We start from the raw sequence: 18,484 nt of genomic DNA on the forward strand, positions 1-18,484 counted from the left end.
TACCTTAGAAGCTCAGCAAAAACCAGCGTGTTGAGAGCATACCAGCATGGAGCGATCCAATGAAACCTGATACCCATACTGCGTACCCTTCAACGGAGCTTTAGAGCCAGCACACCAATCGCTATCTAAAGCCATCAAAACCCACGCTAACCAGAGATGCTGCGATCAGTCTCCAATACACGTGGATCCACCCTTGAAGTACAAGCACAGCATTATCAATGGTACATAGGCTATAGCCAATCCCGTAATCCCGGCTAAATGCCCGGTCGCCACTGCCAACGCTACAGGTAAGAGCCAAAACACGTTCAAAGCAATAGTGCCTAGGGTGACGACTTTATGGCTGGCATAGATCCTGGAGGCATGCTGGTACGCGTGACTACGATGAGCTTGATAGACTTTTTCACCACGCAGGACTCTTCTACCTAAGGTCCAGGTCGCATCCACGACGAAAACCCCCAGTAAAATCAGCCAACACCAAATCAAAACTGGATTAATCCAAGCAGCCGCAAGCGACATAAATGCCAACACAAAACCGAGGAACCCGCTACCCGCATCGCCCATAAAAATCCGCGCTGGCGGGAAATTCCAGCAGAGGAAGCCTGAAACAGCCGCAGCTAGAAGCAGCGGAGCAAATATCAGTTCACTGTCGCCACTAAACCAATAAACCACGCAAATACCCAAGCACGCACTTACTGCTTCAGCACTGGCTAAACCGTCAATCCCATCCATAAAATTGTAGAGATTTAGCATCCACACCAAATATACAGCACCAAAGATGCAACCAATCCAAGCGATATCAAGCGTGGTGTCGAGTATCGCTATCGGCGGCAAACCACCCAACCAGAACAGCGCCCAAAAAGATGCCACGAAGTGGCTAAGCAGACGCCATCCGGCCGCGATGTGGCCATGATCATCTGCGAAACCAATCATGGCGACAATCAAACCGGAACCAAGTAAGCCATATAAATCGGACGCCCTTAACAAACCCATGCTTACCAACAAAGGCAACGCCAGAGCAAACGACACGACAATGGCTACTCCACCTCCGCGAGCTGTGGGAGTTGTGTGAGAACTTCGCTCATTAGGAATGTCCATCAGGCTTTTGCGTAAAGCATATCGGCGCAAAACAAGTGTCAAAAACCAGCTTGCCGCATAAACTCCAAACAGCAACCATCCAAAAATCATTTTGATTTATATTCCTGAAAGTGCACGGCGGTCGCACGCATGGCTTTGTTCACGGTTACAGGAGGATGCCAGTCCAGCCGATCGCACGTGTCGCTCATGTCTACTTGAAGTGACTCACAAAGACGCTGAGCAAGTGCTTTCTTCCCCATCAAGCGCCCGACCAGAATCAAGAGCCCTCTCGGCAGCGGCAACAATAGATTCTTCTTGCCTAAAGCACTGGATAGCCGACGTAGCATTTGAGTTGTGGATAAATCCTCGCCATCGCTGACCATAAAGGTTTGATTTGCTGCCGCCGGGTGGTCAATGCACGTTATAAGGAGGTCCACAAGATTGTCGACTGCCACTAGGCTTCGCTTATTATGAATGGCACCCAACGGCATAGGAACGCCCTTACTCAGCCAGCGCAACATACTTTCAAAGTTGGCTTTGACACCTGGTCCATAAACAAGCGGAGGACGGATAATTACAACTTCCATACCACTCTTGCTGGAAATACGCCGGAGTCCTTCTTCAGCTTCACACTTAGAAACGCCATAAGGGTCAACTGGGGCTGGAGTGTCACTTGCCGCAAATGGTTGACCCGGCGCGGTGCTCTCACCGTTTACTTTAACCGAGCTGATAAAGATGAATCGCTTGACCCCGCATTCGGCCGCTTGGGCTGCCAGCCTCAAAGTACCATCCACATTGATCTTGCGGAACTCGCTCAACGCATCGACGGCCGTTTCATTCATTACATGCACACGCGCTGCGCAATGGATAATAACGCTAATATCCGCCAGTGCGGGAATGCTTCGTGGCGCACGCAAATCAAACGGCACTACGTGACATAACCCCAGCAGCTTCGTAGCCTTGCGAGTTGCCGCAATAGGTGTGAAGCGCTTATCCATCAAAATACGAAAAATCAGCGCCTCGCCAACGAAGCCGCTGCTCCCTGTAACCAGAATTTTGGGGGACGTCATCCAGTCTTGACTCCTGTCATCGCAGCGACCCAACAGACGACAAAGAAAAATAACTTGTCACGAACACGCCGCCGGCACTGCCAAGCCCGGAAGGACAACTTTATTAACTGCCCACGGCGCAAACTCGAGTCGGGAGATCGCAGCCATTCGACTTGATGATCGACGAGTTTCGCGATGAGCAGTACCTGATTGAACCACCAACCGTCACGAATTGATTTATACCGGGCAAACAGCGCCTTCAACCCAGTGTTGGCGCCGACCTGGTTATATTCGTGCTGACGATATTGCATAGACGGTTTCGCATCGATGTACCACAAGTAACCACGACTGCGTGCAAACGCATAAAAATACCAGTCATGCAGACTTACATCTTGTAGCCGATCCCAGTTGACGACGATTGATGTCCTCAACGAGGCAGCCAAATGAATGGTTATCACATAAGTACAGCCCGGGCCAGCTGCTTCAAACAGGAAGTCCCACTTTACTTGAGGCTGAGCTTTATCCAGAAGCACTGTCTTGCCGTCTGGCCAAAAGGCCATCACATTGCTGGAGTACGCGTCAAAACCGCGCGACTGGAGAACCTGTGTCGCGCGATGCAACTTGTCCTTGTTCCAGATATCATCTTGGTCTGCAAAGGCAACGAAATCGTAAGCATCAATATTGACATCGCGTAGCAGCCGGAAAAAGTTCCGAGAAGCACCGCCGAAACGTCCAACGTCGGGAAGTATGATGACTCTTTGATTCCTGGCAGCACTAGACTTACACCAGTCTGCGGAACCGTCACTCGAAGGGTCGATGCTAATGTATAGCGTCACATCAACCGCAGACTGATTGAGAATCGAGTCCACTTGTTCCTCGATCCATTGCATTCCATTGTAGGCAGCCAGTAAAACCGCAACCCTTGGATGTTTTACTGGCATGCCATTCCCGCTTGCACTTTAAACGCTGAACTGAAAGTCATCTTCTCAAAGTTAGAGAGAGCCGCCCGAGTCCAACAGTTTTTTTAGGTACTGACCGTAGCCAGTTTTCTTCAGCGCCTCAGCCTGGACTGCCAACTGCTCGTCAGTAATCCAGCCATTGGTGTAAGCGATCTCTTCGAGACACGCCACTTTTAGCCCCTGCCGGTGCTCAATGGTATGAACGAAATGGCTCGCCTCAAGGAGAGAATCGTGAGTTCCAGTATCCAGCCACGCAAAGCCTCGACCGAGCATCTCTACATTAAGAGTCTTCTGCTCGAGATAAACCCGGTTTACGTCGGTAATTTCCAACTCACCACGCTCCGAAGGCTTGATGCTTTTGGCAATATCAACAACCTGATTGTCGTAGAAGTATAAACCGGTAACAGCGTAGCTGGACTTAGGCTTGAGAGGCTTCTCTTCAATACTCAACGCACGACCGGACGCATCAAACTCAACCACACCAAAGCGCTCAGGGTCGGATACGTGATAACCAAAAACGGTCGCGCCATGCTCCTGATTGCAAGCCGAACGCAAATTGTCCGAAAAGTGCTGACCATAGAAGATGTTGTCACCCAGAATCAGACAGCACGGATCGTTACCAATGAATTCCTCACCAATGATGAATGCCTGCGCCAGACCATCCGGACTAGGCTGTACAGCGTAGGTGAGCTCAATGCCGTAGCGGCTTCCATCCCCCAACAACTTACGGAAACTTGGAAGATCATCAGGCGTAGAAATGATAAGGATCTCACGCATTCCTGCGAGCATCAGCACGGAGAGCGGATAGAAAATCATCGGTTTGTCGTAGATCGGCAACATTTGCTTTGACAGGCCCAGGGTGAGTGGGTGCAAACGAGTTCCCGAACCGCCAGCCAGGATAATTCCCTTACGTTTGATATTTATCATTTGTTGAAGACTTCCATAAGCATCCTGTTTACACCACTCTGCCAATCCGGCAAGTGCAGGGAAAAATTATTTCGCAGTTTATCGGTACTCAAACGCGAGTTCAAAGGTCGTCGAGCTGGTGTCGGGTAAGCAGACGACTCAATAGGCTCCACAGTTTTCACCGTGAAAGATTCACCACGGGTACGCGCAAACTCAATGACATGAGAAGCATAGCCGTGCCATGAAACTTCACCAGCCGGAACCAAATGGTAAATACCACAAAATTGCGGGGACTTTTGCACCTGCAGAATGGCATGCGCGGTGACATCCGCAATCAAGTCGCTTCCCGTAGGAGCCCCAACTTGATCAAAAATCACACTGAGACTCTCTCGTTCCCGGGCAAGCCGTAGCATGGTTTTTGCGAAGTTGTTTCCCCAAGTCGAATAGACCCAACTTGTCCGAAAAATCAGATGTCGGCAACCAGACGCAACAATAGCTCGCTCACCCTCAAGCTTGCTGAGCCCATACTGATTGACGGGTACGGCAATGTCGCCCTCTCGCCACGGGCTTACACCCTCTCCACTGAACACGTAATCTGTAGAGTAGTGGACCAAGAGGGCATTCAACGATTTCGCCTCTTCAGCCATCGCCTTGCTCGCCCGAGCATTTACCAGGAAAGCCAGATCGCCGTCGGATTCAGCTTTATCTACGCCATTGTACGCAGCCGCATTCACAATCACATCAGGCTTGACATGACGAATAGTTGCGCGAAGTGCGTCAAGATCCGTCAAGTCCCCGCTGAGACCTTCTTCTGAAACACCTCGACCAAGAGCAATCAGCTCACCCAGCAACGCCAGGGAGCGCTGGAGCTCCCAACCCACCTGACCGTTTTTTCCCAGCAAAAGAACTTTCATGTTTTCTTCGAGCGATCGCTGTAATTCTGATTAATCCACTGCTGGTAGCTGCCGCTCTTCACGTGCTCAACCCACTCAGTATTATTCAAGTACCACTCGACCGTCTTGCGGATACCGGTCTCAAAGGTTTCCTTCGGGGTCCAATCGAGTTCGCGCTGAATCTTGCTTGCGTCGATTGCATAGCGCTGATCATGACCAGGACGATCCTGAACGTATGTAATCAGACTGGCGTGTGGACGGTGTACGGAATCCGGACGCAATTCATCAAGCAGCGCGCAGAGAGTGTTCACGACTTCGATGTTTTGTTTTTCATTATGACCACCGATGTTGTAGGTTTCGCCGATCACACCTTCAGTGACGACTTTGTACAACGCACGGGCGTGGTCCTCTACATAGAGCCAGTCACGTACCTGATTACCTTTGCCGTAAACTGGCAGCGCCTTGCCCTCCAGCGCATTGAGAATGATCAGAGGAATGAGCTTCTCAGGAAAATGGCATGGGCCGTAGTTGTTAGAACAGTTGGTTACCAGGGTAGGCAAGCCATAGGTGCGAGCCCAGGCACGAACCAAGTGATCGGAACTGGCTTTGCTGGCTGAATAAGGCGAACTTGGTTGATACGGAGTGGTTTCTGTGAAGAGATCTTCCGGCCCTTCCAGGTCGCCGTAAACCTCATCAGTCGAAATGTGGTGAAAGCGGAAGCCGGCTTTGCGTACATCATCCAGCGTCGACCAGTAGTGGCGCGCAGCTTCCAGCAAGGTGTACGTGCCGATAATGTTGGTCTGGATGAACTCTGAAGGACCAGAAATAGAACGATCGACGTGAGATTCAGCGGCAAGGTGCATGATCGCATCCGGTTGATGCCCACGCAGAACACGGTCGACTTGATCACGATCACAGATGTCAACGCGCTCAAACTCATAACGCGAATTCTGGCTCACTTCGGCCAGGGACTCCAAGTTACCGGCGTAAGTCAGCTTATCGACGTTAACAACAGAGTCGGTTGTATTGGAAATGATGTGACGGATGACTGCCGAGCCAATAAACCCGGCGCCGCCGGTAACTAGAATTTTCACGCTAAACCATACCCTTGAGCTGCGGACAGTGCCATCAAAGAGCGCTGTCTAATCCATGAATGCAGAAGCCATCAGACATGATGGGTTCCGTCAGAGTCAGTCTAAATCGACATGCAGCATGCATTGTCGAACAAGGGGTGCATTTTACAGCTTAACGAACGTTTTACTAATGGATATAAACGGCCAGAGACGCAATTCGACAGATGCCCGCACTTGTCGCGTTCAAATGAGGCGCTTGCGTGCCGCTCGAGATGAACGCCCCAGAAACCAGCCAAGCACCGGCCCAATCAGCATGCCGACGAGCAACGCCAAAACCACAACAAGTGAAACCGGCAACTGCGGACCAGACAAACCCAGAAACAATAGCGATACCGATTGCTGGTTCTCGAGCACAAACGCCAGAACAATCAGAACCATCAGCAGAAGAAATACGCCAAGCAGTATGCGTTTCAGGTTACGCATTCGCGCCCCCTCGAATTTGAATAGCGAAGATCAAACCCCCTCCTCCTCTTCCTCATTCACCCGATCACGCAGCTCCTTACCCGGCTTGAAATGCGGTACGAACTTACCGTCCAGACTGACCGACTGACCGGTCTTGGGATTACGACCAACGCGCGGCGCACGGTAGTGCAGAGAGAAGCTGCCAAACCCACGGATCTCGATACGATCCCCGGTGGCCAGACACTGGGACATTTGTTCAAGCATGGTCTTGATGGCCAGCTCCACATCCTTGGATGAGAGTAGCCCTTGATGGGTGACAATTCGTTCGATCAACTCCGACTTCGTCATATTTTTCCCTTCTTTTTCAAGCAGCTAGATCAGCGCTTGAAAGGTTTTAGCACGCCCGGAAGATTTTGAACAGCCCAGGGATTGACATATCTTCCTTGGCGTCGAAACGCCCATTTTCAGGGCATCAAAGCAACAAACTGAGCAATGCATGCTTATCGACAGATCACCAACATGGTGCGCGTCACGTAGCCCGCCGGATTGAAGCCGAAAGGAAACTCATCTTCATCCTTGGCATCATCCGATCGGGTGATCACCTTGTACCCCGCCCCCTTGCACTCCTTAGCCGCACGCTTCTGACATTTCTCCCAGCCAGAGCCCAACCCAGAGCAGTCCACCTCTATACCACTGACACCACGCACGGCATGGGTCTTGGCACTGGTCGTACAGCCAGCCAGAGCCAGCACAGCCATGAGGACAATAAACTTGTTCATCCACTTCCTTATGCCAGGCAATGCCCGACCGCTACACGCTTAAGATCAAGCTTAGTCGTGAATAGGCGATTGATCCGATTAAAGAAACAGACCAGCCCGAAGTGGAATTGGTTTCACCGAAACACTGGCGAAAACCTGGAAGTACCAAATCGCAGGCACAAAAAAGGGCGACCGAAGTCGCCCTTTTTCATGATCAAGCAGAACTTAGTTCTGTTTGGCCATTGCATTGCGCAGCAGCTGCGCCATGGTGGTGTCGCCAACAGGAGCTTCTTCAGCCTTCAGGCTTTGGATAGCTTCTTTCTCTTCAGCATCGTCTTTCGACTTGATGGAGAGCTGGATCACGCGGCTCTTGCGGTCAACGCTGATGATCTTGGCTTCTACTTCTTGGCCTTCTTTCAGAACGTTGCGCGCGTCTTCAACGCGGTCACGGCTGATTTCGGAGGCTTTCAGAGTCGCTTCGATATCGTCGGCCAGAACGATGATGGCGCCTTTGGCGTCAACTTCTTTCACAGTGCCTTTAACGATTGCGCCTTTGTCGTTCTCTTGAACGTACTCGGAGAACGGATCGCTTTCCAGTTGCTTGATACCCAGGGAGATACGCTCGCGCTCTGGGTCAACCGACAGGATAACGGTGTCCAGCTCGTCGCCCTTCTTGAAACGACGAACAGCTTCTTCGCCAACTTCGTTCCAGGAGATGTCGGACAGGTGAACCAGACCGTCGATGCCGCCGTCCAGACCAATGAAGATACCGAAATCGGTGATCGACTTGATGGTGCCGGAGATTTTATCGCCCTTGTTGAACTGGCCAGAGAAATCTTCCCATGGGTTAGATTTGCACTGCTTGATGCCCAGGGAGATACGACGACGCTCTTCGTCGATGTCCAGAACCATAACTTCCACTTCGTCGCCGACTTGTACGACTTTCGAAGGGTGGATGTTCTTGTTGGTCCAGTCCATTTCCGAAACGTGTACCAGACCTTCAACGCCTTCTTCCAGCTCAGCGAAGCAGCCGTAGTCGGTCAGGTTGGTTACACGAGCGGTAACGCGAGTGCTTTCTGGGTAACGGGCTTTGATAGCAACCCATGGATCTTCGCCCAGTTGCTTCAGGCCCAGGGAAACACGGTTGCGTTCGCGATCGTATTTCAGAACCTTAACGTCGATTTCGTCACCAACATTGACGATCTCGGAAGGATGCTTGATGCGCTTCCAAGCCATGTCGGTGATGTGCAGCAGGCCGTCCACGCCACCCAGATCGACGAATGCGCCGTAATCGGTGAGGTTTTTGACGATACCTTTGACTTGTTGGCCTTCCTGCAGGGATTCCAGCAGAGCTTCACGCTCGGCGGAGTTCTCGGCTTCCAGGACGCTGCGACGGGAAACGACAACGTTGTTGCGCTTCTGGTCCAGCTTGATGACCTTGAATTCCAGCTCTTTGCCTTCCAGGTGCGTGGTGTCGCGCACTGGACGGACGTCAACCAGGGAACCTGGCAGGAACGCACGGATGCCGTTAACGTCGACAGTGAAGCCGCCTTTAACCTTACCGTTGATAACGCCCTTGACCACTTCCTCGGCTGCGAAGGCTGCTTCCAGAACGATCCAGCATTCAGCGCGCTTGGCTTTTTCACGGGACAGCTTGGTTTCACCGAAACCGTCTTCAACCGAGTCCAGCGCAACGTGAACTTCGTCACCGACATTGATAGTCAGATCGCCAGCGTCGTTGTAGAACTGCTCAAGCGGGATGAGTGCTTCAGACTTCAGGCCAGCGTGAACGGTTACCCAGCGAGCTTGGTAATCGATATCAACGATAACACCGGTGATGATGGAGCCTGCCTGAAGGTTCAGGGTTTTTAGGCTTTCTTCAAAGAGTTCCGCAAAGCTTTCGCTCATTTTAATTCCTGTAAATGAGGGCGAAGGATACGCCCATCTCCACACCCCAGACGGTGTGGGTTAGTTTCATATAGAAGAAGCGTCGCAGGACTATGACTGGTCCCCTGCGGCCTTCTTGGTCACCCGGCGATATCGCGAATGGCGATCTCGCTCATGATGCGTTCAAGCACCTGATCGATGGACAACTCCGTGGAATCCAGCTGTATGGCGTCAGCCGCCGGCTTAAGCGGGGCTACCGCTCGCTGGGTGTCACGCTCGTCGCGTGCACGGATCTCATCTAGCAGACTCGACAGACTAACACCCTCGACTTTGCCCTTCAACTGCAAATATCGACGGCGCGCCCTCTCCTCGGCACTGGCGGTCAGGAAAATCTTCAGCGGCGCATCCGGAAAAACCACTGTGCCCATGTCGCGACCATCGGCCACCAGACCCGGCGCTTCCTGAAAAGCACGCTGGCGCTGCAGCAGCGCCTCGCGTACGGCCGGCAATGCTGCCACTTGCGAAGCGCCGGAGCCGACGCTTTCGGTGCGGATCACATCGCTGACTTCGTCACCTTCCAGAATGATCCGTTGCAACTGACCTTCGGTCGCCGCAATGAACTGAACATCCAGATGAGCGGCAAGCTTCTTCAGCAGCTCTTCATTGGTCAGGTCGACACCATGGTTATGCGCAGCAAATGCCAGCAAGCGGTACAACGCACCGGAATCCAGCAGGTTCCAGCCCAGACGTTTGGCCAGAATTCCGGCTACGGTGCCTTTGCCCGAGCCGCTTGGCCCATCAATGGTGATGACCGGTGCAATGTTTTTCACGACTGAGCCTCTTGTGCCACACGAATGCCGACCTGCCCGCACAGCGCGAGGAAGTTGGGGAACGACGTCGCGACGTTAGCGCAATCATGGATGCGGATCGGTGCGGTGGCGCGCAGGGAGGCCACACTGAAAGCCATCGCGATACGGTGATCGCCGTGACCATGCACTTCGCCGCCGCCAATCTGGCCGCCGTCGATAATGATACCGTCCGGGGTTGGCTGGCATTTCACGCCCAGCGCCAACAGACCGTCCGCCATCACCTGGATGCGATCCGACTCCTTGACCCGCAGCTCTTCAGCGCCGGTCAGCACAGTGCGTCCTTCGGCACAGGCAGCCGCCACGAACAGCACCGGGAATTCGTCGATGGCCAGCGGGACCAGCTCTTCGGGAATCTCGATACCTTTGAGTTTAGCTGCCCGTACGCGCAGGTCAGCCACAGGCTCGCCGCCGACTTCACGCTGGTTTTCCAGAGTGATGTCCGCACCCATCAGGCGCAGGATGTCGATCACGCCGGTACGGGTCGGGTTGATGCCGACGTGCTCAAGCACCAGCTCCGAACCTTCAGCGATCGATGCTGCGACCAGGAAGAACGCCGACGACGAGATGTCGCCCGGCACTTCAATATGGGTCGCAGTCAGTTTGCCACCGGACTCAACCGATGCCGTGGCGCCATCAACGCTTACCGAATAACCGAAACCACGCAGCATACGCTCGGTATGGTCGCGAGTCGGAGCCGGCTCGGTCACGGTGGTCTTGCCCTCAGCGTACAGACCGGCGAGCAGCAGGCAGGATTTCACCTGTGCGCTAGCCATCGGCATGGTGTAAGTCAGGCCTTTGAGTTTATGCCCGCCACGAATGGTCATTGGTGGACGACCTTCGGCAGCAGTTTCGATGACCGCGCCCATTTCGCGCAGCGGATTGGCCACGCGGTTCATCGGACGCTTGGACAGCGAGGCATCGCCAGTCAAAACGCTGTCGAAGCTCTGTGCAGCCAACAGGCCGGACAGCAGACGCATCGATGTACCGGAGTTGCCCAGATAGATCGGGCCCGGCGCCGGTTTCAGGCCGTGCAGGCCGACACCGTGGATGGTCACGCGGCCGTGGTGCGGGCCTTCGATGACCACGCCCATGTCGCGGAATGCCTGCAAGGTCGCCAGGGCGTCTTCGCCCTCAAGGAAACCTTCGACTTCGGTGACACCTTCGGCCAGCGAGCCGAGCATGATCGAGCGGTGGGAAATCGATTTGTCACCCGGTACGCGAATCCGACCGGACAGGCGGCCACCAGGTTGAGCCAGGAAGATCAGATCGTTGGAATTCATAGCGTCCACATAGGCCCTGCGGGCCAGGATTTTACTGAAATGCTCGCGGGCAACCCGGGCGCGCGTGAAAACGCCCAACAATTGGTGCCCATCCCCTGCATCGACCGCGTCGCGCAAGGCGTCGAGGTCGCTGCGAAATGTATCGAGTGTGCGCAGGACAGCCTCGCGGTTGGCGAGGAAGATGTCGTGCCACATCACCGGGTCGCTTCCGGCGATTCTTGTGAAATCGCGGAAACCGCCCGCAGCGTAACGGAAGATCTCAAGATTTTCATTGCGCTTGGCCAAAGAGTCGACCAGACCAAAGGCCAGCAGGTGCGGCAGATGACTGGTCGCGGCCAGCACTTCATCGTGACGCTCGACCTGCATATGCTCGACGTCGGCGCCCAATTCGCGCCACAGACGATCGACCACAGCCAACGCCGCCGGATCGGTTTGCTCAAGCGGCGTTAGGATCACTTTGTGGCGACGGAACAGTTCGGCATTGGAGGCTTCCACCCCGCTCTGCTCGGAGCCAGCAATCGGATGGCCCGGCACGAAACGCGCCGGCATACCGCCAAACGCCTCGGTCGCCGCGCGCACCACATTGCCTTTGGCGCTACCGACATCGGTCAGAATCGCCGCCCCCAGATCAATACTCGCCAAACGCGCGAGCACTTTTTCCATGGCCAGAATCGGCACCGCCAGCTGAATCACGTCAGCGCCCTGACAGGCCACCACCAGATCATCTTCACAACGATCGACCACACCCAACTCGACCGCCAGCTTGCGCGATTGCGGGTCGAGATCGACCCCGACCACTTCGCGGCAGATGCCACTTTCACGCAAGCCCTTGGCAAACGAACCACCGATCAACCCCAGACCGACCACCACAAGGCGCCCGATCATAGGTGCAGCAGATTGCAGTGCAGTGACATCACCCACGAGCCAGAACCTTGCGCAGCGCTTCGAGGAAGCGGCTGTTTTCCGCCGGCAGACCAATGGTCACCCGCAGGTGGTTCGGCATGCCGTAGTTGGCCACCGGACGCACGATCACGCCTTCGCGCAGCAAGCCCTGAAATATTGGAGCCGCGACCTGGCCGAGATCGACGCAGATGAAGTTGCCTTTGGATTCGATCCAGCTCAGGCCCAACTCACGGAAACCGGCTTGCAGCTGCTGCATACCCGCCTCGTTGAGCTGGCGGCTTTGCGCCAGATATTCCTCATCCTTCAACGCCTCACAGGCTGCCGCCAAAGCGAGGCTGTTGACGTTGAATGGCTGGCGAACACGGTTCAGCACGTCCGCCACCACCGGGGTCGATAGACCGTAGCCGACGCGCAGTGCCGCCAGACCATAAGCCTTGGAGAAGGTGCGCGAAACCAGCAGATTGGGGTAAGCCGCGAGGAAATCCAGACCGTCCGGCAGATCGCTGCCTTCGGCGTACTCGATGTAAGCCTCATCCAGCACCACCAGTACATGCTCCGGAACATCCTGCAGGAACTCGTCCAGCGCTTCTGCGCCGAACCAGGTGCCGGTCGGATTGTTCGGATTGGCGATGAACACCACGCGGGTATTGGCATCGATGGCCGCGAGCATCGCAGGCAGGTCATGCCCCCAATCCTTGGCCGGCACCACTTTGGCCTGAGCACCGACCGCCTGAGTAGCAATCGGATACACCGCAAACGCGTGCTCACTGAACACGGCATTCAGGCCCGGCGCCAGATAGGCACGCGCGACCAGCTCAAGAATGTCGTTGGAACCGTTGCCCAGAGTGACCTGGCTCAGCTCGACACGGCATTGCTCGGCCAGCAGGGATTTCAGCGCAAAACCGTTGCCGTCCGGATAACGAGTCAGCTCGGCCAACTCTTCGCGGATGGCCGCCAAGGCTTTCGGGCTGGCACCCAGCGGGTTTTCGTTGCTCGCCAGTTTGACGATTTTGGCCGGATCCAGGTCCAGCTCGCGCGCCAGTTCGTCCACAGGCTTGCCCGGAACGTACGGCGAAAGTTGTTGCACGCCCGGCTGTGCCAGAGCGAGGAAATTGCCACTCATTTGCTACCGCCCTTAGAGAACTGCTTTCGGGTAGGAACCCAGCACTTTGAGTGCTACTGCTTCCTGACTGATCTTTTCCAGCACACCTTTGATCAACGGATCACGGTGGTGGCCGACGAAGTCGATGAAGAACACGTAGGTCCATTTGCCACTGCGCGACGGACGGGTTTCGATCCGGGTCAGGTCGATCCCGTTGTCATGGAACGGCACCAGCAGCTCGTGGAGCGCACCCGGCTTGTTGCTCATCGAAACGATGATCGAGGTCTTGTCGTCACCGGTCGGCGGCACTTCCTGATTACCGATCATCAGGAAGCGCGTCGAGTTGTCCGGACGGTCTTCGATCTTCTCGGCCAGACGGGTCAAGCCATACAGACCGGCCGCCATGTCGCCGGCAATCGCCGCTGAGTTCCACTCACCCTTGACCCGCTTGGCCGCTTCGGCGTTGCTCGATACCGCAACGCGCTCGACATTCGGGTAATGCGCGTCCAGCCACTTGCGGCACTGGGCCAGCGACTGCGCGTGGGAATAGATACGGCTGATACTGTCGGTCTTGGTGTTTTCACCAACCAACAGGTGATGGTGAATGCGCAGCTCGACTTCGCCACAGATAACCATGTCGTGCTCGAGGAAGCTGTCCAGCGTGTGGTTGACCGCGCCTTCGGTGGAGTTTTCCACCGGCACCACGCCAAAATTCACCGCACCGGCCGCCACTTCACGGAACACTTCGTCGATCGCCGCCATCGGCTTGCTGATCACCGCATGACCGAAGTGCTTCATGGCTGCCGCTTGGGTAAAGGTGCCTTCAGGACCGAGGTAAGCCACTTTCAGCGGCTGCTCCAGCGCCAGGCACGAGGACATGATTTCGCGGAAAAGCCGCGCCATCTCTTCGTTGCCCAGCGGCCCCTGATTGCGCTCCATCACGCGCTTGAGCACCTGAGCTTCGCGCTCAGGACGATAGAACACCGGCACTTCGCCTTCGGCCAGCGAGGCCATCTTTACTCGCGCGACTTCCTGGGCGCAACGCGCACGCTCACTGATCAGCTCAAGGACTTTGGTGTCCAGAGCGTCAATACGAACGCGCAGTGCCTTGAGTTCTTGCTCGGACATCAGCCGTGTTCCTTCTCGAATTCAGCCATGTACGCCACCAGCGCGTTAACGGCGGTGATGTCGACGGCGTTGTAGATGGAGGCGCGCATGCCGCCCACGGAGCGGTGGCCCTTCAGATTGAGCAAGCCGCGCTCTTCGGCACCGACCAGGAACGGCTTGTCCAGACGATCATCGGCCAGACGGAACGGCACGTTCATCCACGAGCGGTCCGACTTGTTGATCGGGTTGCTGTAGAGGCCGCTGGCGTCGATGAAGTCATACAGCGTGCGCTGCTTGACGTCATTCAGTTTGGCGATGGCTTCAACGCCGCCCTGCTCTTTCAGCCACTGGAACACCAGACCAGACAGGTACCAGGCCAGTGTCGGCGGGGTGTTGTACATCGAGCCGTTATCTGCTGCGACCTTGTAGTCGAGCATCGTCGGGCACAGCGAACGCGCCTTGCCGAGCAGGTCTTCGCGGATGATGTTGACGACGATGCCGCTCGGGCCGATGTTTTTCTGTGCGCCGGCGTAGATCATGCCGAAACGCGAAATATCAACCGGACGCGAGAGGATGTCCGAAGACATGTCCGCTACCAACGGCACGTCACCGGTTTCGGGGATCCACTGGAATTCCAGACCGCCGATGGTTTCGTTCGGCGCGTAGTGAACGTAAGCGGCGTCTTTCGACAGTTTCCACTCGTTCTGGCCCGGAATGGCGAAATAGTCGTAAGGCTTGGCGGTGGCGGCAACGTTGACGTGGCCGTAGCGCGAGGCTTCTTCGATGGCTTTCTGTGACCAGATACCGGTGTCGATATAGTCGGCCGAGCCGTTTTCCGGCAACAGGTTCAGTGGAATCTGCGCGAATTGCTGGCTGGCGCCACCTTGCAGAAACAGCACTTTGTAGTTCGACGGGATATTCAGCAGGTCACGCAGATCCTGCTCGGCCTGGGTGGCGATGGACACGAACTCATCACTGCGATGGCTCATTTCCATGACCGACAGACCCTTGCCGTGCCAATCAAGGAGTTCACCCTGGGCACGTTGCAGGACAGCTTCAGGAAGCGCCGCAGGACCGGCGCAGAAGTTATAGGCTCGCTTGCTCACATCCAATCTCGCTCTGATTTGGTGGTCACTTAAATCTATTGGTCTGCGGATGATCGTTCCCACGCTCTGCGTGGGAATGCATCCGATGACGCTCTGCGTCATGGGACGCGGAGCGTCCCGAGCGGCATTCCCACGCAGAGCGTGGGAACGATCCTGCGCAGTGTCGCAAATTTTCAAACGGGACAAATAACAAGGGGGCGAATTCTCATCCGCCCCCTCGTTTGTCCGCTTATTCTTGCGGTTCTTCGTCTGCTGCGGCGTCGAGTTGCTGGTCTTCGGCAGCATCGTCGATCACGACATTGCCTTCGAATTCCTCGCCCTCTTCACCCTCAAGCTCTTCACCTTCAACTTCCGAAGGTTCCTGAACCCGCTCCAGCCCGACCAGGGTTTCATCCTTGGCCAGCTTGATCAGCGTCACGCCCTGAGTGTTACGGCCCAGGCTCGACACTTCGTCGACACGGGTACGCACCAGAGTGCCCTGATCGGAGATCAGCATGATTTCTTCACCGTCCTGCACCTGAACCGCGCCGACCAGACGGCCGTTACGCTCGTTGCTGACCATGGCGATAACGCCCTGACCGCCACGCTTGTATTCAGGGAACTCGGTGATCGCCGTACGCTTGCCGTAGCCGCGCTCGGAAGCAGTGAGAATCTCGCTGCCTTCTTCCGGAATCAGCATGGAGATCAGCTTCTGCCCTTCCGGCAGACGCATACCACGCACACCGCGGGCGGTACGGCCCATGGCGCGAACTTCGGACTCCTTGAAGCGAGTCACTTTGCCGCCGTCGGAGAACAGCATGATTTCCTGCTCGCCATCGGTAATGGCGGCGGAGATCAGGATGTCGCCTTCGTCCAGTTCCAGCGCGATCAGACCGACGCTGCGCTGACGGCTGAAGGCCACCAGCGGGGTCTTCTTCACGGTACCGTTGGCGGTCGACATGAAGATGAACGGGGCTTTCTTGCGGTCGGCAGCCTTGATGCGAGCACGACGTTCTTCATCGGTCTCGTTGCTGTTTTCGATTTCTTCTACATCAGCCTCGGCGCCTTCGGCTTCTTCTTCATCGGCCTGACGCTTCATGGCTTCGAGATCGACCGGCAGCATAGTGGTGATGTATTCACCTTCGCTCAATGGCAGAAGGTTGACCAGCGGACGACCACGGGCAGCGCGGGACGCTTCCGGAATCTCGTAGGTCTTGAGCCAGTACACCTTGCCCTTGCTGGAGAACAGCAGCAGCGTGGTGTGGCTGTTGGCAACCAGCAGGTGAGCGATGTAGTCCTCATCCTTGACGCCGGTCGCCGACTTGCCTTTACCGCCACGACGCTGAGCCTGGTACGCAGCCAGAGGCTGGGTCTTGGCGTAGCCACCGTGGGAGATGGTCACGACGCGCTCTTCTTCCGGGATCATGTCACCCAGGGTCAGGTCGAGACGGGCATCGAGAATCTCGGTGCGACGCTGGTCGCCGTATTCGGCACGGATCACTTCCAGCTCTTCGCGGATCACTTCCATCAGGCGCACGGCGCTGTTGAGGATGCGGATCAGCTCGCCGATCTGGTTGAGAATCTCTTGATACTCGGCCAGCAGTTTTTCGTGTTCCAGACCGGTCAGACGGTGCAGACGCAGTTCCAGAATGGCTTGCGCCTGTTCTGGCGACAGGAAGTACTTGCCTTCGCGCAGACCGTATTGCGGATCGAGGTTTTCCGGACGGCACGAATCGGCGCCAGCACGTTCAACCATCGCCACCACTGCCGAGGATTCCCACGGCGTGCTGACCAGCGCTTCTTTGGCTTCCGACGGCGTCGGCGAGGCTTTGATCAGTGCGATGACCGGGTCGATGTTCGACAGGGCAACGGCCTGGCCTTCGAGGATGTGACCACGCTCGCGCGCCTTGCGCAGTTCGAACACGGTACGGCGAGTGACCACTTCGCGACGGTGACGGACGAAGGCTTCCAGCAGATCCTTGAGGTTCAGGATGCGTGGACGGCCGTCGATCAGCGCAACGATGTTGATGCCGAATACCGATTGCAGCTGGGTCTGGGCGTAGAGGTTGTTGAGGATCACCTCAGGCACTTCGCCGCGACGCAGTTCGATCACGACGCGCATACCGTCCTTGTCGGACTCGTCGCGCAGTTCGGTGATGCCTTCGAGCTTCTTCTCTTTGACCAGCTCGGCGATCTTCTCGATCAGACGCGCCTTGTTCAACTGGTAAGGGAGTTCGGTGATGACGATCTGCTGACGGCCACCGACCTTGTCGATGTCTTCGATGATCGAGCGGGCGCGCATGTAAATACGGCCACGACCGGTACGGTAGGCTTCGATGATGCCGGCGCGACCGTTGATGATCGCGGCGGTCGGGAAGTCCGGACCGGGAATGTATTGCATCAGTTCATCGACGGTCAGCTCAGGATTGTCGATGAGCGCCAGGCAACCATCGATGACTTCACCGAGGTTGTGCGGCGGAATGTTGGTCGCCATGCCCACGGCAATACCGCTGGAGCCGTTGACCAGCAGGTTGGGGATACGGGTCGGCATGACCGCCGGGATCATTTCGGTGCCGTCGTAGTTCGGCACCCAGTCCACGGTTTCTTTGTGCAGGTCAGCCAGCAGCTCATGCGCCAGCTTGGTCATGCGCACTTCGGTGTATCGCATGGCCGCAGCGTTGTCGCCGTCGACCGAACCGAAGTTGCCCTGACCGTCTACCAGCAGGTAGCGCAGGGAGAAAGGCTGGGCCATACGAACGATGGTGTCGTACACCGCGGTATCACCGTGCGGGTGATACTTACCGATCACGTCGCCGACAACACGGGCAGATTTCTTGTACGGCTTGTTGAAGTCGTTGCCCAGCTCGCTCATCGCGAACAGTACGCGACGGTGCACGGGCTTGAGGCCATCGCGCGCATCCGGCAGTGCACGGCCGACGATCACGCTCATCGCGTAGTCGAGGTAGGACTGTTTCAGCTCGTCTTCGATATTGACCGGGAGGATTTCTTTGGCCAGTTCGCCCATGAGAAGCCTGATTCCTTTTTCTGGTGAAACTTCGTCATATCCATATGGGACC

Annotated in this window: 16 protein-coding genes; all 16 read right to left on the reverse strand. The window is 55.9% G+C overall.

Translation table 11 applies throughout. The features are described 5' to 3' along the window. Positions 1-165: 165 nt before the first annotated feature. The 16 genes from AC0ZWN_RS03100 to gyrA all read right to left on the reverse strand — a co-directional run bounded on the left by AC0ZWN_RS03100 (position 166) and on the right by gyrA (position 18,432). Positions 166-1,185 carry an MraY family glycosyltransferase gene (locus AC0ZWN_RS03100; protein WP_476334020.1) on the reverse strand — a complete coding sequence of 340 codons (1,020 nt, stop codon included), beginning with the start codon at positions 1,183-1,185 and terminating at the stop codon, positions 166-168. Further along, complete coding sequence (locus AC0ZWN_RS03105) at positions 1,182-2,144, reverse strand: UDP-glucose 4-epimerase family protein (RefSeq protein ID WP_476334021.1); 963 nt, start codon at positions 2,142-2,144, stop codon at positions 1,182-1,184. The genes AC0ZWN_RS03100 and AC0ZWN_RS03105 overlap by 4 nt, the downstream gene beginning before the upstream one ends. Next, positions 2,141-3,064: a glycosyltransferase gene (locus AC0ZWN_RS03110; protein WP_476334022.1), complete on the reverse strand. Its 924-nt coding sequence runs from the start codon at positions 3,062-3,064 to the stop codon at positions 2,141-2,143. Before AC0ZWN_RS03110 ends, AC0ZWN_RS03105 begins: the two co-directional genes overlap by 4 nt. Before the next feature lie 51 nt (positions 3,065-3,115). Then, complete coding sequence (rfbA, locus tag AC0ZWN_RS03115; protein WP_476334023.1) at positions 3,116-4,009, reverse strand: glucose-1-phosphate thymidylyltransferase RfbA; 894 nt, start codon at positions 4,007-4,009, stop codon at positions 3,116-3,118. Next, positions 4,006-4,902, reverse strand: coding sequence for a dTDP-4-dehydrorhamnose reductase (rfbD, locus tag AC0ZWN_RS03120; protein WP_476334024.1), 897 nt, complete (start codon positions 4,900-4,902; stop codon positions 4,006-4,008). Before rfbD ends, rfbA begins: the two co-directional genes overlap by 4 nt. Further along, positions 4,899-5,975, reverse strand: a complete 1,077-nt coding sequence (gene rfbB / locus AC0ZWN_RS03125) for a dTDP-glucose 4,6-dehydratase (protein WP_476334025.1) — start codon at positions 5,973-5,975, stop codon at positions 4,899-4,901. The genes rfbD and rfbB overlap by 4 nt, the downstream gene beginning before the upstream one ends. 222 nt (positions 5,976-6,197) lie before the next feature. Continuing rightward, the gene (locus tag AC0ZWN_RS03130; RefSeq protein ID WP_476334026.1) at positions 6,198-6,437 is read right to left on the reverse strand and encodes a lipopolysaccharide assembly protein LapA domain-containing protein; all 240 of its coding nucleotides are present in this window, start codon (positions 6,435-6,437) and stop codon (positions 6,198-6,200) included. A 30-nt stretch (positions 6,438-6,467) separates the two neighbouring features. Beyond that, the gene (ihfB, locus tag AC0ZWN_RS03135) at positions 6,468-6,764 is read right to left on the reverse strand and encodes an integration host factor subunit beta (protein WP_003189779.1); all 297 of its coding nucleotides are present in this window, start codon (positions 6,762-6,764) and stop codon (positions 6,468-6,470) included. Between the two features lie 152 nt (positions 6,765-6,916). Continuing rightward, positions 6,917-7,195 carry a hypothetical protein gene (locus AC0ZWN_RS03140; protein WP_095048561.1) on the reverse strand — a complete coding sequence of 93 codons (279 nt, stop codon included), beginning with the start codon at positions 7,193-7,195 and terminating at the stop codon, positions 6,917-6,919. A gap of 204 nt (positions 7,196-7,399) precedes the next feature. Further along, positions 7,400-9,082, reverse strand: coding sequence for a 30S ribosomal protein S1 (gene rpsA / locus AC0ZWN_RS03145; protein ID WP_186620528.1), 1,683 nt, complete (start codon positions 9,080-9,082; stop codon positions 7,400-7,402). Between the two features lie 119 nt (positions 9,083-9,201). Next, positions 9,202-9,891 carry a (d)CMP kinase gene (gene cmk / locus AC0ZWN_RS03150; RefSeq protein ID WP_064391442.1) on the reverse strand — a complete coding sequence of 230 codons (690 nt, stop codon included), beginning with the start codon at positions 9,889-9,891 and terminating at the stop codon, positions 9,202-9,204. Continuing rightward, positions 9,888-12,095, reverse strand: coding sequence for a bifunctional prephenate dehydrogenase/3-phosphoshikimate 1-carboxyvinyltransferase (locus tag AC0ZWN_RS03155; RefSeq protein ID WP_257358579.1), 2,208 nt, complete (start codon positions 12,093-12,095; stop codon positions 9,888-9,890). Before AC0ZWN_RS03155 ends, cmk begins: the two co-directional genes overlap by 4 nt. A gap of 28 nt (positions 12,096-12,123) precedes the next feature. Then, positions 12,124-13,236 (reverse strand): histidinol-phosphate transaminase, encoded by a 1,113-nt coding sequence (gene hisC, locus AC0ZWN_RS03160; RefSeq protein ID WP_476334027.1) that lies wholly within the window; start codon positions 13,234-13,236, stop codon positions 12,124-12,126. A 12-nt stretch (positions 13,237-13,248) separates the two neighbouring features. After that, positions 13,249-14,343, reverse strand: a complete 1,095-nt coding sequence (gene pheA / locus AC0ZWN_RS03165) for a prephenate dehydratase (RefSeq protein WP_016770924.1) — start codon at positions 14,341-14,343, stop codon at positions 13,249-13,251. After that, positions 14,343-15,428, reverse strand: coding sequence for a 3-phosphoserine/phosphohydroxythreonine transaminase (gene serC / locus AC0ZWN_RS03170; RefSeq protein WP_093435299.1), 1,086 nt, complete (start codon positions 15,426-15,428; stop codon positions 14,343-14,345). The genes pheA and serC overlap by 1 nt, the downstream gene beginning before the upstream one ends. Positions 15,429-15,657: 229 nt before the next feature. After that, positions 15,658-18,432, reverse strand: a complete 2,775-nt coding sequence (gene gyrA, locus AC0ZWN_RS03175) for a DNA gyrase subunit A (protein ID WP_093435302.1) — start codon at positions 18,430-18,432, stop codon at positions 15,658-15,660. Between the last annotated feature and the right edge of the window lie 52 nt (positions 18,433-18,484).

This window comes from Pseudomonas sp. 3B-A001-10F (assembly GCF_056313565.1).